The organism is Bdellovibrio bacteriovorus (assembly GCF_002208115.1).
GTDB lineage: Bacteria > Bdellovibrionota > Bdellovibrionia > Bdellovibrionales > Bdellovibrionaceae > Bdellovibrio > Bdellovibrio bacteriovorus_C.
On sequence record NZ_CP020946.1, the window covers coordinates 1,405,613 to 1,430,398 of the forward strand.

At 51.2% G+C, this 24,786-nt stretch carries 19 protein-coding genes; 11 read left to right on the forward strand and 8 right to left on the reverse strand.

Annotated features, from left to right (window positions below; translation table 11 throughout):
* The first annotated feature begins 231 nt into the window (after positions 1-231).
* Both B9G79_RS06785 and B9G79_RS06790 read left to right on the forward strand, forming a co-directional pair.
* The gene (locus B9G79_RS06785) at positions 232-495 is read left to right on the forward strand and encodes a helix-turn-helix domain-containing protein (RefSeq protein ID WP_038451964.1); all 264 of its coding nucleotides are present in this window, start codon (positions 232-234) and stop codon (positions 493-495) included.
* Positions 496-547: 52 nt separating this feature from the next.
* Entirely contained in the window at positions 548-1,231 is a 684-nt protein-coding gene (locus B9G79_RS06790; RefSeq protein ID WP_232469236.1) for a hypothetical protein, read from the forward strand.
* Positions 1,232-1,241: 10 nt separating this feature from the next.
* Here B9G79_RS06790 and B9G79_RS06795 read toward each other — a convergent pair whose 3' ends face one another.
* The 5 genes from B9G79_RS06795 to B9G79_RS06815 form a co-directional block, all read right to left on the reverse strand.
* Positions 1,242-4,031, reverse strand: coding sequence for an outer membrane protein assembly factor (locus B9G79_RS06795; RefSeq protein ID WP_088564849.1), 2,790 nt, complete (start codon positions 4,029-4,031; stop codon positions 1,242-1,244).
* Complete coding sequence (locus B9G79_RS06800; RefSeq protein WP_088564850.1) at positions 4,028-7,996, reverse strand: translocation/assembly module TamB domain-containing protein; 3,969 nt, start codon at positions 7,994-7,996, stop codon at positions 4,028-4,030. Before B9G79_RS06800 ends, B9G79_RS06795 begins: the two co-directional genes overlap by 4 nt.
* Positions 7,993-9,054 carry a hypothetical protein gene (locus tag B9G79_RS06805; RefSeq protein ID WP_088564851.1) on the reverse strand — a complete coding sequence of 354 codons (1,062 nt, stop codon included), beginning with the start codon at positions 9,052-9,054 and terminating at the stop codon, positions 7,993-7,995. The genes B9G79_RS06800 and B9G79_RS06805 overlap by 4 nt, the downstream gene beginning before the upstream one ends.
* Positions 9,055-9,143: 89 nt before the next feature.
* Positions 9,144-9,710 carry an elongation factor P gene (efp, locus tag B9G79_RS06810; protein WP_088564852.1) on the reverse strand — a complete coding sequence of 189 codons (567 nt, stop codon included), beginning with the start codon at positions 9,708-9,710 and terminating at the stop codon, positions 9,144-9,146.
* A 66-nt stretch (positions 9,711-9,776) separates the two neighbouring features.
* Positions 9,777-10,601, reverse strand: a complete 825-nt coding sequence (locus tag B9G79_RS06815; protein WP_088564853.1) for a tetratricopeptide repeat protein — start codon at positions 10,599-10,601, stop codon at positions 9,777-9,779.
* Positions 10,602-10,686: 85 nt separating this feature from the next.
* On the opposite strand from B9G79_RS06815, the gene ruvC reads away from it, so the two are divergent.
* From ruvC to B9G79_RS06850, 7 genes are all read left to right on the forward strand, one after another.
* Positions 10,687-11,187 carry a crossover junction endodeoxyribonuclease RuvC gene (ruvC, locus tag B9G79_RS06820; protein ID WP_226988183.1) on the forward strand — a complete coding sequence of 167 codons (501 nt, stop codon included), beginning with the start codon at positions 10,687-10,689 and terminating at the stop codon, positions 11,185-11,187.
* Positions 11,184-11,774, forward strand: coding sequence for a Holliday junction branch migration protein RuvA (gene ruvA / locus B9G79_RS06825; protein WP_088564854.1), 591 nt, complete (start codon positions 11,184-11,186; stop codon positions 11,772-11,774). Before ruvC ends, ruvA begins: the two co-directional genes overlap by 4 nt.
* On the forward strand, positions 11,771-12,760 hold the full coding sequence (gene ruvB / locus B9G79_RS06830) for a Holliday junction branch migration DNA helicase RuvB (protein WP_088564855.1): 990 nt from the start codon (positions 11,771-11,773) through the stop codon (positions 12,758-12,760). Before ruvA ends, ruvB begins: the two co-directional genes overlap by 4 nt.
* Before the next feature lie 109 nt (positions 12,761-12,869).
* Positions 12,870-16,256 (forward strand): Calx-beta domain-containing protein, encoded by a 3,387-nt coding sequence (locus tag B9G79_RS06835; protein ID WP_088564856.1) that lies wholly within the window; start codon positions 12,870-12,872, stop codon positions 16,254-16,256.
* 234 nt (positions 16,257-16,490) lie between these two features.
* The gene (locus tag B9G79_RS06840) at positions 16,491-17,495 is read left to right on the forward strand and encodes an asparaginase (protein WP_088564857.1); all 1,005 of its coding nucleotides are present in this window, start codon (positions 16,491-16,493) and stop codon (positions 17,493-17,495) included.
* A 21-nt stretch (positions 17,496-17,516) separates the two neighbouring features.
* Positions 17,517-18,425 carry a UDP-3-O-acyl-N-acetylglucosamine deacetylase gene (lpxC, locus tag B9G79_RS06845; protein WP_088564858.1) on the forward strand — a complete coding sequence of 303 codons (909 nt, stop codon included), beginning with the start codon at positions 17,517-17,519 and terminating at the stop codon, positions 18,423-18,425.
* A gap of 89 nt (positions 18,426-18,514) precedes the next feature.
* Entirely contained in the window at positions 18,515-19,240 is a 726-nt protein-coding gene (locus B9G79_RS06850; protein WP_232469237.1) for a hypothetical protein, read from the forward strand.
* A gap of 49 nt (positions 19,241-19,289) precedes the next feature.
* Here B9G79_RS06850 and B9G79_RS06855 read toward each other — a convergent pair whose 3' ends face one another.
* Both B9G79_RS06855 and B9G79_RS06860 read right to left on the reverse strand, forming a co-directional pair.
* Positions 19,290-19,544: a hypothetical protein gene (locus B9G79_RS06855; RefSeq protein WP_088564860.1), complete on the reverse strand. Its 255-nt coding sequence runs from the start codon at positions 19,542-19,544 to the stop codon at positions 19,290-19,292.
* 281 nt (positions 19,545-19,825) lie between these two features.
* Positions 19,826-21,478 (reverse strand): hypothetical protein, encoded by a 1,653-nt coding sequence (locus tag B9G79_RS06860; protein ID WP_041577773.1) that lies wholly within the window; start codon positions 21,476-21,478, stop codon positions 19,826-19,828.
* A 175-nt stretch (positions 21,479-21,653) separates the two neighbouring features.
* Here B9G79_RS06860 and B9G79_RS06865 point away from each other — a divergent pair, with 175 nt between their 5' ends.
* Together B9G79_RS06865 and ald are read left to right on the forward strand one after the other, a co-directional pair.
* Positions 21,654-22,451 (forward strand): nitrilase-related carbon-nitrogen hydrolase, encoded by a 798-nt coding sequence (locus B9G79_RS06865; RefSeq protein ID WP_088564861.1) that lies wholly within the window; start codon positions 21,654-21,656, stop codon positions 22,449-22,451.
* A gap of 162 nt (positions 22,452-22,613) precedes the next feature.
* Entirely contained in the window at positions 22,614-23,720 is a 1,107-nt protein-coding gene (gene ald, locus B9G79_RS06870) for an alanine dehydrogenase (RefSeq protein WP_015091539.1), read from the forward strand.
* A 54-nt stretch (positions 23,721-23,774) separates the two neighbouring features.
* Here the strand turns inward: ald and B9G79_RS06875 are convergent, their stop codons facing one another.
* The gene (locus tag B9G79_RS06875) at positions 23,775-24,770 is read right to left on the reverse strand and encodes an SCO family protein (RefSeq protein ID WP_088564862.1); all 996 of its coding nucleotides are present in this window, start codon (positions 24,768-24,770) and stop codon (positions 23,775-23,777) included.
* Positions 24,771-24,786: the final 16 nt, after the last annotated feature.

Sequence of the window (24,786 nt, forward strand, 5' to 3'; positions counted from 1 at the left end):
TCTGCTGTAAAACAAGAAATGGCTCACATCTCAAACACGGAAAAGATTAGAAATTGCAAAAAAACAGGAAGTAATTTAGATCAAATAAGCTATAATGTCAAATAAGCTATAATGTATTTATCTGGATGAGAATATTTTGAAAGCTTTTTGAATGCAAAGGGCTTGTCACACTCGTCATGATGTGTATAAATAAATTCATCATTAGGTGGAAAACACATGAGACAAAAAAATATGTTAGCTGATTTTTTGAAGCAAAAACGTGTATCGGCAGGTCTTTCTCAAAGAGACGTTGCGGATAAATTGGGCTACTCCACTCCGCAGTTCATTTCCAACTGGGAGCGTGGTGTTTCTCATCCTCCAATCAACGCGCTGAAAAGACTGGGCGAACTTTACAAAGTTTCTGCTGATGATCTTTTCGAAGTGACATTGAACGCGACAATCCATGAAGTGACTCAGGATCTTCGCCGCAAGTTTGCCAGCAGCAAAGCTCGCTAAGCTACAGGTTTTTTGAAACTTGATTATCGAAGAGCTCCTTTGGGGGCTCTTTTTGTTTAAGTGCATCATGAGTGTGGCAACCCCAGGGCATCTTCAAAAATTCAAACTTCTCTGTGAAGAGCTGTCTTCTATGCTGGAGCAGGAGGGGTGGTCCGTTCGTCCTTATTCCCAGGACACTTTGCCTTACTTTCAACAGTTGAACGAATCCGAGCAGGCGCAGGCGACGGATCTGATGAATCAGTATCTGGAAATCTGCCGCTCGGTGCACCGCCAAGGCCGTCGTATCAAGGACATGTCATTCCTGGTAAAAACGGCCTTGGACTACTATGGGTATAAAATCAGCCAAGAGGGCATGGAACAACTGGTGAATAAGGAAGGGCGTATTGTTGAGTTTTATTCTCACAAGCACACCCAGTTTTTCCGTTCGTTCAATTTCTTTGAATTTTGCAGCTACACCGTCGAAGACATCTTCTGTCGCAGTTGGCCTCATCTGTATTCCCGCGCTGAAGAAGTGACGATGCGTATTCTGGAACAGGCCAATTACGTTTTATCCGGTCGTTTGAATCAGCCGGTGATCATCACCGAGGTTCACAAGATCCAGGAACGTGTGTCCCTGGAGCGTCTGCAGATGTATATGACCCGTCTGTATCTGGAGCCTCTGATCAAGGACGGCAAAGTCGAAGGACTGATTGCCATCGAAGACTGTGTCTGGGATCTGGCTGATTTCACAATTTAAGATTTAAATTTTAGAAGGTCCCGATAGACAGGTGGAAGCGCCATGGCTCTTCACCTGGGCGCGCATCCAGTTTCCACGCCCACTCAAGACTTAACGGCCCGACCGGGGTGTTGTAGCGTATGCCAAATCCGGTGGAATCACGGTAAGGGTCGGTGAAATGAAGGTCCGTGATTTTTACCGATCCGCCGTCGTAGAACACAGCCCCGCCCAGACTTTCCCAAACCGGGAAGCGCACTTCGGATTTGATCAGATACATGGTGGAATCCGTCGTCAGATAGTAAGTCGGATCGGTGTCACTGAGGCCCAGATCCTGACGGTTCGGGAAGACCTCTTGAGTTCCGGCTTCATAGCCACGCACGGTGGATTGACCACCCAGTGTGAAGCCCTTTTTGTCCCAAGGCACGCCGCCGTCCTTGCTAAGATTTTTCAAATAACCGCCGCGCACCTGATTGGCCCAGACGACCGGTTGCTTGGACAGATGCCCCACGGTCCAATAGTGGGTGAAACTTAAAGTCGAGCGCCAGTATTCAATCGTCGGGCTGCTGCCGATTTCCGGAGTTGAGTATTCCGCGTTCCAGCGCGTGAACGTCCCGCGAGTCGGGTTGAACGGGTTGTCGCGGAAATCCAGATCCAACTGCGGGCCGGTGGTGGCGATGTTTTGTTCCAGCGTATCGTACGGGTAAGAATCATCCAAACCGAAGTCACGGATGGTCGCCAAAGACCACAGATCCCAGATTCCCAGAATGCGTGAAGTGAAGTCTTTTTCCAGAGAGTAAGTGGTCGAACGCACATCCGACACCTGCTTGATATCGTAATCAGTCACGGTACTGGAGCGGGTGACGTTGATACGGCCGCGCACGCGCGAATCAAAGATGTAAGGTTCAAGGTATCCAAGGACCACGCGGCTTTCCAGATACTTGATGTCAGCCACGTTGTAGTTCCCTTCCAGACGCAGGGAAATCCCGCGGCCGGTGCCCCACAGGTTGCGATAGGCAATCCCGGTGTATCCGCGCAAAGTCAGGGTTCTTTCGTTGGTGGCGCCGGCTCCCAGAGTAAAGACGCCCGGATCGCGTTCGGTCACTTTCACCAGCACGGTGCGGTTGGCGACGTTGGTTTTTTCTTCCAGTGTGCGGATTTCCACGGAACCAAAGAATCCGGTTCTTTGCAGACGTGCGACGGATTCTTCCAAATTGGAAGGTGTCAGCAGGTCGCCTTTGTCGAATTCAAGTTCCTTGTGAATCACGTAATCGGAAGTGAAGGTGTTGCCTTCCAGAATGATCGAAGCCACACGAACCTGGGGCCCTTCAAAGATTTTGAAATTTAAAGTGGCCTTGGTGTTGGTTTCATCATAGGTCACCAGATCCGCGCGCTCGTTCAGCAGCAGCATTTCGATATAGCCCTGCTCGCGGTAATGATTTTTCAAACGGGCCACGGCCTCTTCAATCTGGCCCAGTTTCAGCGGCCCCGGGCGCAGGCGGGTGACCTTCAAAAGCTCTTCCGGGGTGAAGGCCTGATTGCCGGTGAAGGTGACAGATTCCACCACGGTCAGCGGGCCTTCATCCAGATTGATGTAAATCGTGACGGCGTCACGTTCTTTGTTGTACTGCGTGCGCGTGGAAAGAATCTTGGCCTGCAGGTAACCATTGTTCTGCAATTCCAGAATCAAATTTTTCAGGCCGGCGTCGATGTCGTCCTTGTTGTAATAACCGCTGTCTACGATGGCCGAACTGTGCTCTTCGATGAAGTTGATATAATAGCTGTCTTTTTTGCTATAGCGTCCGGTCAGGTTGTACTTTTGCACTTTCACCTGCGGGCCTTCCTCAATGTGGAAGGTCACCTTGCGCTGGAAGTTGCGCAGCTCTGATTCATCCGCTTTGACTTCGGCGCGGGCGTAACCCTTGGACAGGTAATAGCTGCGAATCTTCGCGGCCAGTTCGGCACTGACTGACGGGCTGGCAGAATAGTAATTGTCCAGATCCAGCGCGTTTTCGATTCCACGGATCGCCAGGAAACGCACACCCTGATAGTCAAAGTTGTACTTTTCCGTTTTTTCCAGACGGTAGGTTAAAGTCACCTGGGATTCGTCCGAGTTAAAGTCCGCCGTCGGTCCCACCAGATCGGCACGGATGTAGCGGTTCTTGGTCAAAAACTCGCGGGCGTCTTTTTGAATCTTGGAAAGGGTCGCATCGGTGTAGGGATCATTCAGGGCGCCGTCGATCTCTTTCATCAGGCGCTTGTTCAGATCCTCGTTCGGGCTTTGCAGCACGATATTGTGAACGCGGGTTCTTTTGTTTTCATTCACCCGCACCAGAATCGAAACCGACTCCGGGCTTTCCGGCGGCATTTCGATATCAATCACCGCATTGTAAAAACCGATGTCGCGATAAGCCTGGCGCAGTTTTTCTCCGCCTTCGATCAGGGTCTGCTGGTCAAAGACGTCATCCGTCTTCACGCCGAACAGGTTTTCAGCTTCTGAAGAGGACATGGTTTTGTTGCCGTCAATCTGAACCTGGGAAATACGACGGGTCAGTTGGAAGTCCAGACGCCAAGGGCTGCCATTGCCATCATCAAAAACCCGCAGGCGTTGCAACTGGGGTTTTTGCTGCATAAAGCGCAGGATTTCGTCGACCTGATCCTGGCTCAGGCGTTCTTTGCGGGCATCCGGAAATCTTTTTTCCAGATCCTGCTGCAGTTCCTGTGGCAGCGTGGAATAGTTCAGATTTTTTTTCGCCGCCCACGCGGGAAGTCCCAGGGACAGAGCCAAAATCAATGCGGGTTTCAAAAGGGGTGTGCAGATCATTTAAACTCCCTTTTGAATTCCAGATCCAGACCGAAGATGCTTTGGGATTCCTGCTGCGTGGACTGCACGTTGGTGCTTTCCTCAGAACCACGGGTTTCAAATGAACCGATGGCCGTGATGTTGCTGTTCAGGAAGTATTCAAGTTTGATGTCATAAGACTGCGTATCACCCACGGGGCGGCTGCCGGACACTTTCATTTTTTCTGAAAGGCGGCGGCTTAAAGTGATTTTAGGAACTGAGATATTGCGGGTGGAATCGTACTGGGACGTCACGGCCAGGTTCAGGCCCAGGGTGCTTTCGAGCTGCTTGTTGATTGGTTTTGCCAAAACAGCGCCACCGATTTCAACACCCAGTTGTTCAGCCTGCTGACGGGACTGCAGGTTCTGATCCATTGCCGAGGATGTGACGCCCAAGGCGATCAAAGAGATAATGTCCTGCTCTGACAGCGGCGGAACGCTGTTTAAGTGAATTGTCAGATTCTTGGAAGGCCCTTGGGCCAGCAGGGTGATGTCGTATTCGTTAATGCGGGACACGGCTGAAATGTACAGATTCGGATTGATCTCATCCGGATCGTTGAAGTCAATCATACCGCTTTGAACATCAAAGACTTTGTCTTTAAAGATGATCTTGGAACGTCTTTCCATGTTGATCTTACCCAGCAGAACCGGATTGGTCGGAGGCCCCTTGACCTGCAACTGCCCCGTGACTGAACCATCAATCAAAGAGTTTTTGATCACGATATTACGGCTGAGCAGAATCTGCAGATCCAGCAGAATGGCTTCAAACTGGCCTTCGCGCAGAAGCTTTGGCAGGTACAGGCTTTGACGAACACCCGTAACACCGCCGGCATCTTCGGTGAATTCTTTTTCGACCATGGCGCTGGTCACATGATAGGTTCCGGAAAGAGTGAACGGGAACCAGCGGCCCGAGAACAGCAAATCCGCACTGCCGCTGCTGCGCACTTTATCCGGCACATTGAAGGTGACACCTTCTAAGCGCGCACGGATGGTGGTGGGAATGTCTTTGATCCCGTTGATCTGAATGCCGCCGTCACCAGTCAAAGTTCCACCGGCAATCTGGCCGTTGATGGAATTAATCAAAATACGGCTTTGCGAGAACACCACTTCCGCAGAAACCTTTTCCAGCGGATGCGGGAACCCTTTGATTTTCACAAAGGTGTCTTTGGCGTTGGCGTTCCCCAGGATTTCAGGTTTTAGAACAGAACCTGAAACATTCGTGGAAAGATGAATCGGTCCCCCCATGTCTTCCAGGAACGGGGTGAAGATCTGCAGCAGGCGAAGATCCGCGTTGGCGGTCACACCCACGTTCAGATTTTCCGCCGTGAAGTTGGTGCCGCGGATCTGGATCAGATTGTTCGGACCTTGCAGGGTGAAGTTCCGGATACTGGCCACTCCGTGATCCATGGTGATGTCGATGGGGCCGTTATTCGCAAAACTGAGAGGTCCGCGCTTTAAGGTGAATGTGTCGATGTGAATTTTGCCCGTGGCTTTAAACAGTTCGCCGCTGTCAGATCTTAGGTCCACAGTTGAGGTCAGTGCGGAATCATACTCGTTGGCCAGATTCGCTCCACCGATCAGGCCGAGCAGGGTGGAATAATTCCAGTTGTTGGTATTAACCTTCATCACCAGTGGCGTGCGGCTGTTGGCGATCGGCAGTTGGAAATCGGCTTTGACTTTGTTTCCGAACAGGGTCATCTGACCGCCGAAGCTCTGGCGGTTGATTTTCAGGATCAGGTTTGAATTTGGAATTTCCTGATCTTCAAACAGGGTGTCGGTGATTGCGCCTTTCAAAAGAATCTGCGGCTGGGTGACGGATTCTTTCAGTTCAGCGGCAAAATTCAGGTTGCCGGTGATATTGGAATTGATTTTGCTGATGATGTCGGATTCTTCCAAACGCCAGTTTTTTCCATCCGCATAAAGATTCATGATCTTGTCGGAAGAAATGCCCCCTTGCAGGGTGACGGTGGAATTGGCTCTTTGTAAAACAACTTTGTCAGCTTTGATGTTTCCCTGATTCGCGGAAGCATTGAATTGAAGCGAGTCGAAGTTTTCCAGACCAATGAAGACGTTCTTGAATGCTGATTCAAGCTTGTAATTCAGCTTCCAGAAATTCAGCGGACCTTCCACATGGGCTTTGGCAGCGCCCACGCCCTGAACCTGAATTGGCAGCTTATAGATCGGCTCGAACACCTGGGCCACATCAGCAATGTCGGCAGTCGGCACGCTGAAATCGCCGCTCAGGGTTTCGTTATTCAGGTTCACATTCAGATCGCCCAGGTACTGGGTTTTGTTGATGGCACCGGCAATGTCTTCAAAGATCAGATGGCCTTTGCGGTACTTCAGGTCAGAAATCAGATTTCCCAGCGCAAAGTCTTCGAAGACAAAGTTGCGCGCATTCAGCTTCATGTCGAAGATCGCGGCGTCAGAATCCCCCGAAGTGGAACCCGAGATACTGGTGGATCCGACCATCTTCAAGTTTGCCAGATTGCGGATGTTTTTAAGATCCAGCTTGTCCGTCTTGAAATTGATCTTAAAGCCTTTTTCGAAATCAATCACCCCATCCGTGGTGCCCTGGCTGCTGCCGACGTTCAGAATTGCCGCATAGGTCACGCTTTGGGTGGTGACCTGGAACTGACCTTTGGCTTTCATGCTGTCGATATTCACCAAAGGTTTTTTTTTGGGTTTCAGGTCGGTTTTCACCCACAGGTCTTTGCCCGTGATGGAGGCATTTGTGCAAGTCACCTGGAAAGTCGGACGGATGCGGCCTTCACATGGCAGTTCACCCTCAAGCCCGATGCCCACCGGGATGTTCGCCAGATCCAGGCTTTGGAAAAGTTTGTACAGATCCAGGCTGTGAACTGTGACCAGGGACTTAAAGCCGTAATTGCCGTCCAGCTCCAGTTGGGACTTGGTCAAAGTCGCTTCACCGGCCGGGTGGTTGACCTGCATTTCAGAAAGACTGATGACGCCGTTTTGGTATTCACCCTGAATGCGCGCATCGCCCAGTTCCAGTTTTCCCAAAGTGACGGAGCGGGTGTTGATGTCGGCGGAAGCTTTGACGTCATCAAGGCCGTTGAACTTGGCATCCATTTCGGTGACCAGTTCGCCGTTGATCACCGGCAGCTTGATGTCCGGGCGCAGACGCTTCATTTCATTGTAGATGTCAGTCAGGTTGACCTTTGCACTTAGATCCAGAACGCCGGAAGGTTTGATTGCGATTTTGGAAAAGTGGGTCAGTTCCCCGCGAGTCAGGATTTCAGATTCCCCCAGGCGCACGCCCAGTTGAATGATTTTCAGCGACTGACGGGTCAGATAAAGATGCGTGTCCAAAGATCCCGCAAAATCACCGACACGACCCAGCTTAACTTGCAGGGACGGGATGTTGGCTTTTGCTGTCAGATTTTTTCCCATGTTGGTTAAAAGCAGGTCGCCGCTTTCAACATCGACATTCAGCTTCAATTGCTTTGAGGACACATTCACCAGAATGTTTTGCAGGAACACGCGCTGCAGAGGCAGCTTTTCCAGCAGGGCAAAGACTTCATCCATCGGAAGTTCTTTGGCCGGGGAGTCATCTTTCAGGAACGGATCGATATTGATTTGCGCGCGCGGGGATTCCGCCACCACTGCTGACAAAGTCAGGCGGCCACCCAAAAGGTGAAACACATCGACGAAGGCGCGCACACTGCCGATTTCAATCAAAGGCAGGGATTCAGCCAGTTCGCCTTTGCCGCGAATTTCAATCCCTTCCATGGCCACCGACGGGCGCAGGAATCTTAATGACAATTTTTTGGCGCGAATGCTGACGGGAAGGTTTTCGTCGGAATAGCTGTGGATTTTATTCAGCGTCCAGGTTTCAAGTTTCGGCGCAAGATAAGTCGATCCCACCGCCCATAAAACCAGAAAGCACGCCAGTGGCGTCAGTAAAATCCAAAAGGCCCTTCTCACTGGCCACCCCAGATGCTGAGCAGTGCGCTGGCCGCACGGTAGTGCGGACGGGCCGCCAGCAATCCTTCCATCACTTCAACGGCGGTGTGTTTTTGGCCAAGTCCCCACAGGGCCTGGGCACGCAGATATGCCGTGGCAAAAAAAGTTTCCGGTTCGTGGGCAAAGACGACTTCGACTTTGGCGAGATCTGTCAGCAACTCGACAAAACGGCGGCACTTCAGCAGAACCTCCAGGCGGAACCAGATCAGGGCATCGGTTTCATCACTGAAGGACAGTAATGACAGCGCGTCTTCATAGCTTTCCAGCATGTAAGCGGCAATGGCGAAATCAAAAGCCATGGAAGGATCGGCTTCCGCGTGTTCATGCATACTTTGCATCAGCACTTGCAGTGCCTGTTCCGTTTCCGGATCTTTCGGCGAAAAATCCTCTGTCTTTACGCCCCGCGAGCGCGGCGTGCGACGGGAAAGAATTTCCAGGGCATAACGCTGCTTGTGTTCATTCACTTCGCGGCGGATGTCGCTGTCGCCGGGATAAAGTTTTTGCAGACGAGCCAGCAGGGATTTTTCCTGTTCATACAACTGCTGCGTGCGCAAAGTGATCAGCTGATCCAGCAGCAGACGTTTGTTGTTCAGATAGTCTTTGTGAATTTTGTATTTGCGGTTGCTGCGCCACTCTCCCAGAGTTTGAATGGACTGGCGCAAAGCCAGGGAGCGGGATGCTTCCTCCTGGGCGCCGTCTTCCTCGATGCCGTCAATCAGGGCGCGCACGGATTTTTCATCCAGCTCTTCGTTGAAAGCGCTCAGGGCCTCCAGGAAGTACGGCCAGGGAATCGGGAAGGATTCATTTTCAAGATGGCGCAGAACAAATTCCACCAGCACCAGTTCGTTTCCGGACTGAATCAGAAAACGAGAAAGCGCCGTGATGTTATCAAGAGTAAAATGATCCGGAGAAGATTCGATACTGGAGACAAGACGGGATGCCACTTCAGCCAGATCGACAGTTTGATCTGAGCCTTGATTGAGTAAATTCTGGATTTCTAACTCAACATATGTGGACAAGAAAAAAGCCTCCGCAATTCATCTGAAACTTTATCTCATTATTTTGCGATAAAATTCAGTGGTTGCGGAGACTTAATACTAGGCGTTAATTACTTTTGGCTGACGCGCTCTACGTACTCACCTGTGGAGGTGTCAATACGAAGAACATCGCCTTCATTGATGTGCAAAGGAACGCCTACAGTCAGGCCGGTTTCCATCGTCGCTGGCTTGGTAGCGCCAGTCACACGGTCACCTTTGATACCTGGGTCTGTTTGTGCCACAGTCAGGTTCACAGCTTTTGGCACGTCACAAGCAACGGCTTTTTCGTTGTAGAACAAGATGACAACTTTCAGGTTTTCAGTCAGGTAGTACTTTGCTTCGCCCAGGTCGTCTTCAGACATAGCGATCTGCTCGAATGTCTCCTGAGACATGAAGTTGTAGCCCGTGTCGTCCTTGTACAAGAAAGACATCTCTTTGTTTTCTACGTTTGGAACTTCAAATTTTTCACCGGATTTGAAAGTGGATTCAAGGTTCTGACCCGTCAGCATGTTTCTTAGCTTGGTGCGGGTGAACTGATTGCCTTTACCTGGTTTAACGTGTTGGAAATCCACGATCACGTAAGGCTTGCCCTCAAGCATGATTTTTAGACCTTTTCTAAAGTCCGACGTTTCGTACATTGTAAAATCCTTCCTAAATAAGATAAATCAAGGAAGGGCTATAATGTCCTAAACGGGCGTCAGAGGTCAACCTTGGGCGCGGTAGTCTTCTATTTTGCGAAGCATCATCTCAAGGACTTCCAGCTTCCGTTCGCGGATCAACTTCTCACGGGGTTGGATCGGTTTTAGGGGGATGGCCTCATCAGTGTCGTTATAGCGGACCTGAAGGGTTTTCATGCGTCTTTGGATCTCGGGATGGTCGCCGAATTCCACGCGGGTGTCTTTCAAAAGGGCATGGGCTTTTTCCAGATCGTTGCGCACAATAAAGGCATCAATCAGGGAAAGCATGCGCTCCAAAGCCTTGTTCGTGGTGATCGGAGCCGGGCGGATGACCACCTCTTCGATGCCAAAATCCGGGGTGCGCTCGGAGGTTGCTGGTGATTCCAGATTCACTTCCGGCAGTTTGGTCATGGCAAAGACGTCTTCGTCGTATTCATCCGCCGTCAGGGATTCCAGTTTTTGCACCGCTTTCTGGGCGCTTTTGGAATTTGGATTCAGGAACAAAACCATTTTAAAGGACTTCAAAGCTTCCTTCGGATTCTTTTGTGCCAGATGAACTTCGGCCATCAACTGGTGCGCCAGAATGTTTTCCGAGGACAGGGAGGTGGCTTTTTTCAGCGTCTCCAGAGCTTTGGAAAGCTCTCCCAAATCACGCATCACCTTGGCGTAAGTGACCAAGCCGCCGACAAATTGCGGGTGGCGTTGAACGCCTGCAGTCACGGTTTTGCGGGCTTCCTGCAGCATTCCCATTTCGCGATAAGCCTCGGCCAGCGGAGCAAAAACCTGAGAATTCGGATCTTTCTCGAGGAGGCTTTGGTACTTTTCAATGGTGCTTGCTTCAATTTTGGGCATGAATAGATACTAAAGCAGATTGATTGACTAAGCAATAGCTTCAGCTTCAAATAGGGGCGAGAGTTTAAAAACAGGGTGGTTGTCTTTGGTTATTCTTGGGGTCGATCCCGGTTCCCGCATTACAGGTTTCGGTGTTGTTCGTGTGGCGAACGGAAAGATTGAGCATATCAATCACGGCGTGATCGTCATGGACGGTGACGACGCTTTTCCGCGCCGGATGACCGAACTGGGTTCTGCGTTCCGTGAAGTCATGGAAAAGTACAAACCCGAACAGGTCGTCATCGAAAAAATCTTCCTGGGTAAAAATGCCGACAGTGCCTTCAAACTAGGGCATGCCCGCGGTGTGATCATGTATGAAGCCGGCCTGGGCGGCGCTGAAGTTCAGGAATACGCCACCCGGTCCGTTAAAAAAGGTGTCACCGGCAACGGCGGCGCCTCCAAAGAGGACGTGCAGGCCATTTTGAAAGTGATGCTGAGCCTAAAAACCATCAGCCGCATCGATGCCTCTGACGCCCTGGCCATGGCTTGTTACCATGCCTTTGAAATGAAAAAGAAAGCCCTAATGCAAAGAGCGGTGAGTTTATGATTGGATATTTGCGCGGTAAAATTATTGAAGTGATGAACGACTCCGCTTTGATCGACGTCAGTGGGGTGGGTTATGAAATCCACGCTTCCAGCAACACGCTGGGGGATCTGCAGACGCTTTTGGGAAACGACATCATCGTCTGGATTCACACTCACGTGCGTGAAGATGCTTTGCAGCTTTTCGGCTTCCACGACAAAGAGGAAAAAAATCTGTTCCTGTCTTTGTTAAAAGTAAACGGCGTCGGTCCGAAGATGGCTTTAAGCATTCTTTCCGGCGGCCGTCCGGCGCAAATTCATGAAATGATCGAAGCGGGTAATGCCAAGGCGTTGTCGGGTTTGCCAAAAGTGGGCAAAAAGACCGCCGAGCAGATTATTCTGACCCTCAAAGGCAAGCTTGTTTCCATCGAAGAAGGCGGTGTGGTTGCCAAAGCCAAATCCGTGGCGCACACGCAGATCACTTCAGCTCTTTTGAATCTGGGTTATAAATCCCAGTTGGTGGATCAGTTTGTTTCCTCCTTGCCAGCGGACATCGCGGTTGAAGACGGTATCCGCAAAGGCTTCCAGACCCTGTCTGGAGGATTGTCATGAGTCGTATTCTTGAAGGCGATCCGGTCGAAGGCGAAAAGAGCTGGGAAAACGAACTGCGTCCCCAGAAATTTGAAGACTTCCCCGGTCAGGATGATGTGAAGGAAAAACTGAAGGTGTTCGTGGCGGCGGCCAAACACCGTGGTGAATCCCTGGATCACGTTTTGTTGTGCGGGCCTCCGGGCTTGGGTAAAACGACACTTTCCAAAATCATCGCCAATGACATGGGTGCTGAAATCAAGATGACATCGGCTCCGGCGATCGACAAAAAGGGTGACCTTGCGGCGATTTTGACTTCATTGAAGCCGCACTCGGTTTTGTTCATTGATGAAATTCACCGTTTGAGCCGTCATGTGGAAGAATACCTGTACACAGCGATGGAAGATTATTACATCGACATTGTGACCGGCGAAGGCCTGGGCGCGCGCTCGATGAAATTCACTTTGGCACCGTTCACTTTAGTGGGGGCGACCACACGGGCGGGGCTTTTGAATCCGCCGTTCCGGGATCGTTTCGGTATTGTGGAGCGTTTGCAGTTCTATGATAAGGATGCTCTTCGCCAGATCCTGATGAGATCTGCGGAAATTCTGAAAGTTGAAATCGACGAAGAGGGCGCAGATGAAGTGGCCCGTCGTTCGCGCGGAACTCCGCGTGTGGCGAACAGACTGCTGAAGCGTGTGCGTGATTACGCTCAAGTCAAAGGCAACGGTGTGGTGACGAAAGACATCGCCGTGTATGCGTTGAATCAGTTGGGTGTGGATCAGTATGGTTTGGACCTGATGGATCGCCGAATTCTCAGTCTGATACAGGATAAGTACGCTGGTGGTCCGGTGGGGATCGATACGATCGCTGCGGCCTTGAGTGAAGAGCGTGACACCCTGGAAGAGGTCTATGAGCCATTCCTGATTCAGGAGGGGTTCATTCAAAAGACCCAGCGTGGGCGTGTTATCACCGAATTTGCGAAAAACTCAGTTCTTGCGGACAAATAGCGAGTTTTGGAAACTCGTGGAAATTAGCTAAATTCTCATATTGAAGCTTCAGAAGTTCGGAAACTGACCCGATAAAATCTCAGGAACACTTTGATTTTAAGGGGCGTTGATGGGCTATCAGAATGTCATCCGTATTTTCACGTCAGTTTTTCTGATGTGGGCGGTTGCCGGTTGCGGAAATCTGAGTGCTGAAATGTTCGGTAAGGTCGGATCTATTTTGAATCCGTCTTTGCCGGGGCCAGCTCCTTTGCAATATCCAAAAATCTTGAAAGTCGATGCCGACACCACCGGAGCTTCTTCGGTTTCTACGCTTGCCTTGCCTCGCTATACCACGGCGGGGATTGTTCCTATCCAGGTGCACTTCAGTGGTCCGGTCAATGTGACTGGCAATCCCACGATTGAACTTGAAACCGGAGCGACGAAGCGTCTGGCGACATATGCTTCCGGTTCCGGCACGAGTATGCTGGTATTTGAATACGCAGTGGTTGCCGGGGATTCGGCTCTGACGTTGGATTACACGGGCACGCAGGCAATCAACTTAAACGGCGGCTCTATTGAGCCCGCAGAGGATGTCACAGGCACCGCTGATGAAGTCGCCAATCTGCTGACACTGCCAGCTCCAGGGGCGGCAGAGTCTTTGTCGCAGAGTACGCCGGTATTGATCCGCACCATCCCTGAGGTGAAAAGACTGAGCACCCCGGACACTGACGTGTACCTGGATGGCACCAGTTTGGAAGTCATTGTAAAATACGATCAGCCAGTGACCGTGACTGGAAATCCGCGCATCACCATTCGCATTGGCAGTAATAATCGTATCGCCAACTATGTGACTAAGGTATCCCCATCGGAATTGCTTTTCCGATATGAGGTTGTTGTCGGTGATGATGATACGGACGGTATTGAAATGCCTGCGGCTATTGAACTGAATGGCGCCACTGTCACCAATCCCGCCAATGAAGTGGCGGTGACAGATCTGCCAGTCAAAGACACGACGGGGATTCTGACTTACACGTCGGCTTTGACGGCATCCTTTGTATCCAGCAGTCAGATTGTGAATGAAGATGCGGGCACTTTGAACATTCCGGTGGTGCTGAGTGCTCCCGCTCCGATCGCCTTTAAAGTGACAATCGCGGTCATGGGTGACGCAGGTGCAGAGGACTTCACCCTGACATCCAAAGAAGTCAATTTTGCCGTTGGTGAAACGACTAAATATATTCCGCTGACCATTCTTGATGATGCTGTAGCAGAGCCTGAAAAGAGGATTCGTCTGATTCTGGCGAAAAACTCCCTCGGAAACGGGGGGATGCTCTCGGTGCATGAGGTATTGATCCGGGATGATGATTCCGCTGTTGTGGCGCCGAAGGTTGTGTCGTTCAAGCAGGGCGTGGGTTTTGCCTGTGCACTGTATGACAACAACGACCTGAAATGTTTCGGTGCCAACGACTATGGCCAGCTTGGCAATGGGACTGTGGTCAACACGAATGAACCTTCCGCCACACCTGTTATGCAGAATGTGGCGCATTTTGAGGTGGGCGGATACACCGTCTGCGCCGCGAACACTTCAGGCGAGATGTGGTGTTGGGGACGGGATAATGCCAGTGCCCTGCCGGGATCCGTCGGTGGCAAAGTGCTGCAGCCAACGAAATATGTGAATTCCGGAGTCACTCAGGTGGCGGTCAGCTCGAATGCACTATGTTACCTGAAAACCAATAAAGACCTGATGTGTTGGGGCGATGACTATTCCGGTATTTTCGGTACTGGATCGAACAATGCTTCGCGCACTCTGGCTGCTCCACAGCTTGTCACAGGGCAGGTGGAGGAAATGCGTCTTATCGCGGCTGTTACCGGAAACACCTTGTGTGCGGTTAAGTTGGATTCCGTAACTCCGTCGCAAAGAAATCTTTTCTGCTGGGGTAACAGATCGACCTGGTACTCTTCAGGAAGCACGTCCACTGTGCCCGCGACGCCCTTGGCAACCAATATCGTTTCCTATGACCTTTTCAATGACAACATCTGTGTGCAAAAAGATGAAGGTGCGCCGACAGTGCGCAAAAACTATTGTTGGGGCAGTGGCGGAAATGGCCAGTTGACTCCGGGAACCAGCGGGGCAGGTTCAACGGTTCCGGTAGAGATGAGTTCCGACTATAAAGATATGATGACTTCGCAAGAGTCGATCATAGCTTTGAAAAATGACGGCAGTGTATGGACGTGGGGCTCTGGTGGCCGAATCCCAGGCGGCAATCCGGTTGTGGCAGCTTCGGCACCAGTGCAATTGATCAGCGGCGGAGTGAAAAGTCTGCTGCGAATGTCTAACAGATATGGCCCAACAGATGGCCTCGATCCACGGTGTGTGTTGATGCAGGATTCTTCGGTTCAATGTTGGATGGCCTCGCCGTTACCAGTGAATAAAACACTGCCTGTGACGGTCATTCCTGCGGGCGTAGAATCAGTTTCAGTCAGCAATGTGTTCCATGAAAACTACTATTCGGCCTGTTCTTTGATGTCTTCGGGCGAAGTTCTTTGCTGGGGGCAAAACTCGGTGGGGCAGGTGGGTGATCGAACGCTGTTGCCTCGCTTGGTTCCGACTCAAGCCTTGTCGCGCAATCAGCGACAGATCGCCACAGGGCGAGAGCGCAGTTGTTCAGTTTCAACCTACGGGGAGCTGAGATGCTGGGGATATAACTCCGCAAACTTGAGTTTGGGTGTCAGTCCTGCCTTCACAAGCTTTAAAACTCCGAAGATTGTTATTGGTAAAGATGTCAGCAAGGTGGCATTGAATGATGACGGTGGGTGTGCGCTGTTGACGACCGGCGGACTGAATTGCTGGGGCGACAACAACAGCGGCCAGAGCAAGCCAGGAAGTGCCAGCGTCAACACTCTTCCAAATCTGGTGTTGTCGTCTGGAGTTCGGGATGTTGAAACGTCTTACCAGGCAGCCTGTTATATCGCAACCAATGATGATTTGTTCTGTTGGGGGGATAACACCCAAAAGCAACTGGGATTGGGAGACACTGTTGATAGAACAACGATACCAGCGACGCCGTTATTGTCCGGGGTTGACTCCGTCTCTATGGGGGGGCATGAAACCAGTCCGGGCTCTTGTGCCGTCATGAAAAACGGGGACTTGAAGTGCTGGGGGAGTGGTTTGGCTTGTATGGGGACGAACGGCGACACTCCCACAACATTGCTGACGGATGTTAAGAAAGTCTCTGTGGGGCGTTCCCATATGTGCGCGATCGTGGGTGACGAACGCCGCTTGGTTTGCTGGGGGCAGAACCCGAAGGGGCAACTTGGAATAGGAACGACGGTTGATAAATGTTATTCTTCCGGCCCCGCAACCGTGGTTGTGGAAGGTGTTCGTGATGTCTCTGCGGGCAGTGACAGCACCTGTTTCGTTCTGGAAACGGGTGAAATGAAATGCATGGGTGATAATAATAAAGGTGTTGTTGGAACCGCAGATCGCTTCCCATTCCCGCGCACGGTCTGGGGACTGTAGAATCAAAGGGCCAGGGATATCTTAAAAACGTGATTACTATTCGAAGCCGGCGTACCGCCGGCTTTGTCGTCTGTCGTATTTTGATTCTTTTGCAGGTTTTTATATTGGGGTCCCCTGTATCCTGATAGACTGATCAGCGGTTCGCCTGCGATGTTCGGGCGATGTTCTGCAGGACAATCTTTCGGAATCGTTTTGATATGAGAATCCTGGCACTAATTCTTTTGGAGAGCGTATATGGCATCAAAGCAGCCGTTGATCATTGAGGTGTTGCGCGGTCCCGTGGTGGAAAGCCAGCACCAGGTGATGGCCGTTGTTGTTAACGAGATCGGCAACCTTGTGCAGTACTGGGGGCATCCTCAGTATCTGACCATGCCTCGCAGTGCAATCAAGATGTTGCAGGCTCTGCCGCTGATTGAATCCGGTGCCGCGGAAAAATTCAATCTGGAAGACAAGCACATTGCTTTGGCCTGCGCCTCGCATCGCGGAGAAAAAGAGCACTTGGCCGCCCTGTCGCAGTGGCTGGAAAAAGCCGGCTTGAAAGAAGCTCAGTACGTCTGTGGTCCGCATTTGCCTTACGATGAAGCCAGTGCCCACGATATGATTCGCAAAAATCAAAAGCCCAGCGTGCTTTGTAACAATTGTGCTGGTAAGCATTCGGCGATTATTTCGACCTGTCTGCATTTGGGCGAGGATCCCACGGGATATGAAAAGTACGAACACAATGCGCAGAAAAGACTGCGTAAGGTTTTAAGCGAAACCATGCGTATAGATCACTCCAAGGTTCCTTATGGAGTGGATGGTTGCGGTATTCCGACGTATGCCGTTCCGCTGCAGAATATGGCCATCGGGATGTCGACCTTTATTAATCCCAAAGAAGCTCCTGCGCGCAAAGTCGCAGCAGAGCGCATTTTGCACGCAGTCAGGTCCAACCCGTTTTATATTTCCGGCAGTGACAATTTTGCCACAGCTGTGATTGAAAAGTCACAAGGTCGTGCCGTGATCAAAGGCGGGGCTGAGGGTGTGTTCTGCGGGGTGCTGCCGGAAAAGAAGGTGGCTTTCGCGGTGAAAGCCGCTGACGGGGCCGGACGAGCCGCTCAGGCTGCCACGGCGATGCTTTTGCTGCAGTTGGGGGGCTTGAATGAAAGTGAATTCAAGGCGCTTTCCAAATTCACCATGTCTCCTGTCACAAACTGGCGTGGCGACGTGGTCGGGCAAATCCGCATTGCGAAGGGCTCTTAGTTAGGCTAAATTGAAAGCAAGATGTTCTTGCAAAAAACTATTCGTAAAAAGACTGTGGTTCAGGGGATCGGGATTCATTCCGGCGATCCTTGTACATTGACCTTCCGCCCGGCTCCGGCTGACACGGGGGTTTACTTCATCCGCACGGATCTGCCAGGCAGTCCTTCGCTGAAAGTCACAGCTCGCAACGTGCAGGCAACATCTCATCAGACCACCATCGGTGGTCCGGCTTTTTCTGTAGCGACCATTGAACACTGTGTTTCAGCGCTTTCGGCGTTGCGCATCGACAATCTTTTCATCGAACTGGACGGCCCTGAGATCCCTATCGGTGACGGCAGTGCGCGAGTGTTTCTGGAAGCATTGCTCGCGGTCGGAATCGTGGAACAAGATCAGCCGCGCAAGTACTGCTATATCACTGAGCCTATTTATTTTAGTGAAGGCGAAAAACACGCTTACGTGGTTCCGTATCATGGACTGCGCTTGACCGTGACCATTGATTTCCCCAATCCCACCATCGGAAAACAGACGCTGGATCTGGACATCAACGAACAATCCTTCGGGCGTGATGTGGCCAACGCCCGCACGTTTGGATTTATGAAGGATGTGGAGGCATTGAAATCCCGCGGTCTTGCCAAGGGCGGCAGTCTTGATAACTGCATCGTTCTTGATGGTGAAACTGTGGTGAATCCGGACGGGTTGCGCTGGGCGGATGAGTTTGTCCGTCACAAACTTCTGGATGCCCTGGGGGATTTGGTGACGCTGGAGATGCCTTTGATGGGCCATGTGGTCCTTTATAAAGCCGGCCATGATGTCATGAACAAACTGGTGCGCAAGATCTGGGATTCGCCGACCAGCTATCGTCACGTGGAACTGGGTGCGGATATTTCCGACGAAGTTCGCCGTTATACGGGCTGGACTGTCCCAGTCTGAGACGAATCAGACTGATTCCATTTTTTCTCAACATTTGCCGATCAGTATAATGGTAAAGTAGCAATACTGTGCTTCTGGTGGGGGAATGTATGCAGAATCAAAAGAAAATCTGGGGCAGTGCCATCGTGTTTGCTGTCCTTGTCGTTTGTACCCTGAGTTTCCAAAACTGTGCGCCGAGCTCTTCTGGCTCGGCCTCCAGTGACAATAACAACTCCAACAGCACCGATAGTTCCGGGATTTTGAGTTATCCAAACTCAGGCACGCCGGTGGTTCTGGTTCCTGGTCAGGCAGTGACATTGAAACTGCAAAAGCCTTCCTATATGGGAAGTGCGGCTGACTATATTTGGATGGTGCCTGGGGATGATTATGCGCTGGCTTCTTATTATGGTCTGTTCACTGAAATCAACGGCTATATCTATGTGTCGCTGACGGTGAAGGCGTCTTATAGCTCTGCCAAGAACATGCGTCTGTATATTTTGAAAATGTCGGATTATTCGTACGCCGATACAACTGGTTTGGGTATTCGCGTGGATTCCTCCGCCTATGGTTCCCACTATTCCGCGGACATGGCGACCGAAATCTGTGACAGCCGAGGCAGCTACGTGCCGACATTCATTTACGATCCGTCCAAGTCTGCAGCGGACGCCCTTATCGTCTTTGATAACGGTGCCGGTGTGGGATCTTTGGAGTGCAGTTTCGGCGGTACTTCGGTGGATTGCCTGAACACGCCAGCATGGCCATCTGATTGGGCCTCGAAGAAGCTCACCATTAGTGGTTATAACCGCTGCGGAACATCGACAAGTCGTACCTTCTAGCAAGGTTACTGACATGGACACAAAAAGGGTTGGCGTTGCCAGCCCTTTTTTATTTGAGCCCTTGGATCTTTTTGCCGGATTTGTCCAGTTTGATCGTGAAGGTTTCGCCGTTGTTCATTTTTGATTGAATGAATTCGCAGTAAGGATGGGTGGTGAAATCGTCGCCGGTTAATTCAAAGTAAGCCAGTTGGGGTGCCGGATTTTCTGCGGTGACATAGATGACAGTCCCGTAGCTCAGCGATTGCTCGCCCGCTTGTTGAATCCCGCATTGAAGTTGAAGAGCCGTCACCAAAGTCAAAATCATGACATTGTTTTACAGCGTCTATCGATAAACGTAAATCCGCAGTTACATCTTTGAAATTAATTATTCTACAAGGTGATTCGTAAATCGCATCGGGGGAGTGGGGATGCGGTGGGCACGACGGACTCATGCCTGTGACGAAAGCGACCTCTGTGGGCGCCCGGATGGCGCACACCCGCGCGCAGCGCGGGCCACAGCAGAGCCCGGACGGCGTGTCGCGAAGTCGCAGGCAGGAGTACGGCGAGACCAGCGCGGCCCCGCTCCTCCGCCCGGGAGCCAGGAAATTATCTCTGGGATTTCAAGTAACCAACGATGTCTACATCCGGTGGATTCGCGATACCAACGCCTTGGATTGGACCTGTCAGCTCATTCAGGCTGTAGTCCATGCGGACGTCATAGCGGCGTTCCCACTGATTGCGCAACCATTGTTCGCGCTCATACCAAGAACGTTTGTTCGCGTCGTCCTGGCAGGATGCAAGTTCTGCCGGGATACGAGCGCCCCAGCGAAGCTCAATACAGTGATACGGGTCAAAGCTCATTGCAAACAGTCTTTGTCTTGCAGCTTCCAGATTCATCATCACAGTTTTTCCACTGGTAGTGGTGTACGAGAACTGACAAGCCTGGGCTTTTTGCGCGTAGATATTAAACAGATCCTGAGCCAGGTTGCCGCCATTGTAGCGGATGGATGGATCACGTTTTTTGTACTTTTCAATGTTCGCGCGGGTTGACGTCACCAGATCCATGTACGCCACTTTCAAACGGGCATCACGGGATGGGGTCGCATAGTTTTCCCACTCGCCTTCGGTACCGAAGATATTCACCGGCAGACGTTCTGGGTGAGGTTTCGCCGCCACACCGGAAGTTCTGGCAGCATCCACAGCGGCCACACGGTCTTTCAGACTGACGCAAATATCATCGGTCAGTTGCGCCATGTCTTTCAATGGATCGATGTGTGCTTCACCTTCAGTCAGGCTTAGGCGGATATAATCGTAATAAGTGACTTGCTGACCGCGGAACAGGAACTTGCCTTTGCTCCAGCCGGCACTGTCTGGTTGAGTTCCATAGAACTGCTCCAGACTGTAGTCACGCAGTTGGTAGTTATTTGCCGCCACGATTTTGCCGCCAGCATAGGCGCCAGAGGAATCCTGTTTTGCATCAACCAACGACAAAGGGCGGAATTTTTTAAAGCCCGCACCCTGATTCGGGTTTGATCGCACAAACTTCGGAGTGAACATACCCATCGTCAAAGAATTGTCCGGGTGAGCATCGATATAGAACACACGGCCGTCATCAGTGACTTTATACACCACAGCCACGTGGCCGTTTGGATCATAGATCACGGTGCCCGGACGGATGCCCTGACGGTCGATCTTCACCGGATAGAAATCAGTGTAAAGTTCCGCGTCTTCGCTGCCGGACATGCGCAAGGTGGCTGAATACGTCAGGCCAGGAACCACGTCATTCAGGATTTCCAAAGCATTTGGATAGGTGTTTTTGAAGATCCCGTTTTTAGTCAGGACATCATAACGTTTGGTGACCATGTTACCTTGGGAAGAATAACGAACGTCCTTTACCTTGTCGGTGTTCAGCGGACTGGGTTTGACTTCGGCAGTTACAGAGAACGGCAGACCGTTTTTCCAGGCGAAGTAACCGCGCAGGTAATAAGGCAGATCCGCACAATCAGAATAGTATTTCAGGCCCGATGGATCGGTTCCATAATACATGTTGGCGGTGCTGAGCATACAAGTGTTGACCTTGCCGCACTGACGTTTTTCAACGGCGTCACCAAGACGGGCTACGAATTGACCGAATTGTTCTTCGTGATATTCAGTCCACGCAGGCTGAGTAACGCGCCACTGGGTGGCGGCGTCCTTGCTTTGAGCCTGAGCGCTCAGGGACAACAGTAATATAGCGGAAACACGTACTGCTAATTTCATAGTATTCTCCGAGCAGGGAGAATACTCGATGTCCGGGAAATCCGCCCCTGTCAGGATTTTGTACAGTAGAAACTTCCGGGTTGTCTAAAAGCTGCCGGCGAGGGGCGACGGATTTCGCGTGTTTTTCGCAGGCTTTTATGGGAAGGAATAGAAATCACCTTTAAGGAGTAGACCCATGATCCGTGTCGCCGCCGCCCAGTATCTGTTGCAAAAGCATTCCAGCTTTGAGGGCTGGCAGCACTCGGTGGAATCCTGGGTGCGGGAAGCGGTTGAAAACAAAGCAACCCTGCTGGTGTTCCCTGAATATGGTTCTATGGAACTGGTGTCCTTGATGAAGGAAACGACTCAGCAGGACCCCAAGGCCCAGGTTCGTGAGCTGGACAAACTAAAAGACAAGTTCCTGGAGACCTATCAGGAGCTGGCCAAGAAATACCAGTGCGCGATCGTGGCTCCTTCGATCCCGGTCAAAACCGAGCAGGACACCTTCGTCAATCGCAGTTATTTTGTCGGTCCCAGTGGTGGAGTCGGGGTGCAGGACAAAAAGAACGTCACCAAGCTAGAAGAAGAACTGTGGGGGATTGTCAGTGGCGGCAACGCTTTTAATGTATTCGAAACCCGCCTGGGTGACATGGCCGTTTGCATGAGCACCGATGTCGAATACCCGGGCCCGGCCGCATCAATGGCTGCTGAGGGCGCCAAAATTCTTCTGGCCCCCAGCCGCAGTGAAAACCAAATCGACTGCAACCGCGTGCACCTGGGCGCAAGAGCCCGCGCCATGGAAAACAACGCCTTCGTGGTCGTCAGCCAGCTTTTAGGGAAAGCCCCATGGACCGCCACCGTCACCGAAAACACCGGATATGCCGCCATCTACAGCCCCTTGGAAGAAGGCCACCCCGAAGACGGCATCCAAGCCAAAGGCACCTTGAACGAACCAGGCTGGCTCTATAGCGAATTAAACCATTCCCCATCCTAATCCCGACCGAAAAGGTGCCTGGTGACTTTTTACATCTACACTGCGTCAATGACGCGTCGTAGGTGTAAAAAATCACCAGGCACCTTTTTTGGGGTCGCTTGCTTTTTATTACCGATCTGGCATAGTTGCGGAGTTTCAAAACCGGAATAACAGGAGTAAATCATGATTATCGGTGTTCCTAAGGAGATTAAGATTTCTGAGAACCGCGTTGGTTTGACCGAAGCGGGCGTGCGTCAGTATGTGAGCGAAGGCCACACTGTGATCGTTGAGAAAGATGCGGGCGTTGGCTCTGGTATCTCTAACGAGCAGTACGAAAAAGCTGGTGCGAAAATCATCGACACAAAAAAAGAAGTGTACGCAAAAGCGGACATGATCCAAAAAGTTAAAGAACCTCTTCCAGACGAATACGAACTGATGAGAGAAAATCAGATCCTTTACACTTACCTTCACTTGGCTGCAGAAGCGAAGCTGACGAAAGTTCTTTGTGAACGTAAAGTGAAAGCGATCGCTTACGAAACTATCCAGTTGGACAACGGCTCTTTGCCATTGTTGACTCCAATGTCTGAGGTTGCCGGTCGTATGGCGACTCAGATCGGTGCTTTCTACCTGCAAAAAGACCACGGTGGAAAAGGCATCCTGATGGGTGGCGTAACGGGTGTTAAACCAGCTAAAGTCACCATCATCGGTGGTGGTGTTGTTGGTACCAACGCAGCGAAAATGGCTGTAGGTTTGGGCGCTTCCGTAACTATCCTTGATGTGAACACAGCACGTTTGGAATATCTTGATGATATCTTCCAGGGCCGTTGCATGACTTTGTTCTCCAACGCGAAAAACATCGAAGATTCCGTAAAAGAATCTGACCTGGTAGTTGGTGGCGTTCTGATCACTGGTCACAAAGCTCCGACTTTGGTGTCTAAAGAGATGGTTTCTTCCATGTCCAAAGGCTCTGTTGTTGTTGACGTTGCCGTTGACCAGGGTGGTTGTATCGAGACTTGCCGTCCTACTTCCCACACCAACCCAACTTACGAAGTTGACGGTGTGATCCACTATTGCGTTCCAAACATGCCAGGCGTTGTTCCTAGAACATCCACTTACGCATTGACGAACGTAACTCTGCGCTACGGTTCCATGATCGCGGCTATGGGTGTGGAAGATGCAGTTGCGAAATCTCCTGCATTGTTGAAAGGTCTGAACACTTACGGTGGCCACGTAGTTTACGAGCCAGTAGCAAAAGACCTACACATGGAATACAAACCTTACAAAATCTAAGGTTTAAAATTTCTGAAATTTTAAAACCCGCATCTCGCAAGGATGCGGGTTTTTTTATTCCCGGCGGGTTTTCATATAGAACAGAACGGCCGCTTTTTCCCCGGTCGGCTTCTGAAGCACCAGGCGCACCCGCCACCGCATTTCGCTGAGCTCACAGACCGGAAGCTCGTACGTGGCTTCATGACTTGCGCCGTCCTGGGAAGGGGACAGCAGAGGTCTGATAAATCCCATATCCTGTTCAACCCCTTCAAAATCCAGCAGCAGCGGCACCCAAGAGGTGTTAAGTGTACGCACTTTGACGGAAGTTTCCTGTGCTTCCCGGACGGGGCGTGGGTTCATCTCAACTTGAAAATGACCCTGGGAAGTTGCAATTTCGCACGGGGCCTGAGTCGCCAGATCGCAGTCCGGGTTTTCGGCCAAAAGTGTGACGTCCTTCAGTGGGATCTGGCGCTCTGAAAAAGGTCTTTTGTCGTCGGCGGTTTCCAAGGCCTGGCGATATTCCGAAGGTGGAGACTTGTAATCCAGAGTTTCAACCCATTCCCCACGGCTGTTGATCACAAAAACATGGCTGGTGTGGTCCACAAAGAAAGAACTGCCGGTTTGAATGCGTGAATAGCGGGCGCCGAAAAGGGAGGTGATTTTCCTTAAGTTCTCGTGGGTGTCCGTGGCGGCCTTCATCGGGGCTTTGAACCTTTTCAGGTGTTCTGCCAAAGTGGTCAGGGAGTCCCGTTCCGGATCAATCGAGACAAACAGGACCTCCACTTTGTTTTGATGCTCGGGCGGCAGTGCCTGAATCATCTGGCTTAAGTTTGCCAGGGTCATGGGACAGATGTGCGGGCAGTGGGCAAAGCCGAAGAAAAGAAACAGAACGCGGCCTCTTTTTTCGGAGGTCTTGTAAAGTCCCGCGGTGGAGGGGATTTCGAAGTCACCCCCAGCGGGAATTTTAAATTCCATAGGCGGTGATTTCAGCATATTGCCTGAAGGCCTTAAGAACAGGGCCAAAAGAGCGACCGGGATCAGGGCAACAGCAAACAAAAGTGCTTTTTTCATAAGTCTATTTCAATTC

What these genes read in the sequence shown, in the direction of transcription:
- B9G79_RS06785 (WP_038451964.1), top strand. Translation starts at nt 232, where the DNA reads ATGTTAGCTGATTTTTTGAAGCAAAAACGTGTATCGGCAGGTCTTTCT.
- B9G79_RS06815 (WP_088564853.1), bottom strand. Translation starts at nt 10,601, where the DNA reads ATGCCCAAAATTGAAGCAAGCACCATTGAAAAGTACCAAAGCCTCCTC.
- B9G79_RS06835 (WP_088564856.1), top strand. Translation starts at nt 12,870, where the DNA reads ATGGGCTATCAGAATGTCATCCGTATTTTCACGTCAGTTTTTCTGATG.
- B9G79_RS06860 (WP_041577773.1), bottom strand. Translation starts at nt 21,478, where the DNA reads ATGAAATTAGCAGTACGTGTTTCCGCTATATTACTGTTGTCCCTGAGC.
- ruvB (WP_088564855.1), top strand. Translation starts at nt 11,771, where the DNA reads ATGAGTCGTATTCTTGAAGGCGATCCGGTCGAAGGCGAAAAGAGCTGG.
- ruvA (WP_088564854.1), top strand. Translation starts at nt 11,184, where the DNA reads ATGATTGGATATTTGCGCGGTAAAATTATTGAAGTGATGAACGACTCC.
- efp (WP_088564852.1), bottom strand. Translation starts at nt 9,710, where the DNA reads ATGTACGAAACGTCGGACTTTAGAAAAGGTCTAAAAATCATGCTTGAG.
- lpxC (WP_088564858.1), top strand. Translation starts at nt 17,517, where the DNA reads ATGTTCTTGCAAAAAACTATTCGTAAAAAGACTGTGGTTCAGGGGATC.
- B9G79_RS06850 (WP_232469237.1), top strand. Translation starts at nt 18,515, where the DNA reads ATGCAGAATCAAAAGAAAATCTGGGGCAGTGCCATCGTGTTTGCTGTC.
- ald (WP_015091539.1), top strand. Translation starts at nt 22,614, where the DNA reads ATGATTATCGGTGTTCCTAAGGAGATTAAGATTTCTGAGAACCGCGTT.
- B9G79_RS06875 (WP_088564862.1), bottom strand. Translation starts at nt 24,770, where the DNA reads ATGAAAAAAGCACTTTTGTTTGCTGTTGCCCTGATCCCGGTCGCTCTT.
- B9G79_RS06855 (WP_088564860.1), bottom strand. Translation starts at nt 19,544, where the DNA reads ATGATTTTGACTTTGGTGACGGCTCTTCAACTTCAATGCGGGATTCAA.
- B9G79_RS06840 (WP_088564857.1), top strand. Translation starts at nt 16,491, where the DNA reads ATGGCATCAAAGCAGCCGTTGATCATTGAGGTGTTGCGCGGTCCCGTG.
- B9G79_RS06795 (WP_088564849.1), bottom strand. Translation starts at nt 4,031, where the DNA reads ATGATCTGCACACCCCTTTTGAAACCCGCATTGATTTTGGCTCTGTCC.
- B9G79_RS06865 (WP_088564861.1), top strand. Translation starts at nt 21,654, where the DNA reads ATGATCCGTGTCGCCGCCGCCCAGTATCTGTTGCAAAAGCATTCCAGC.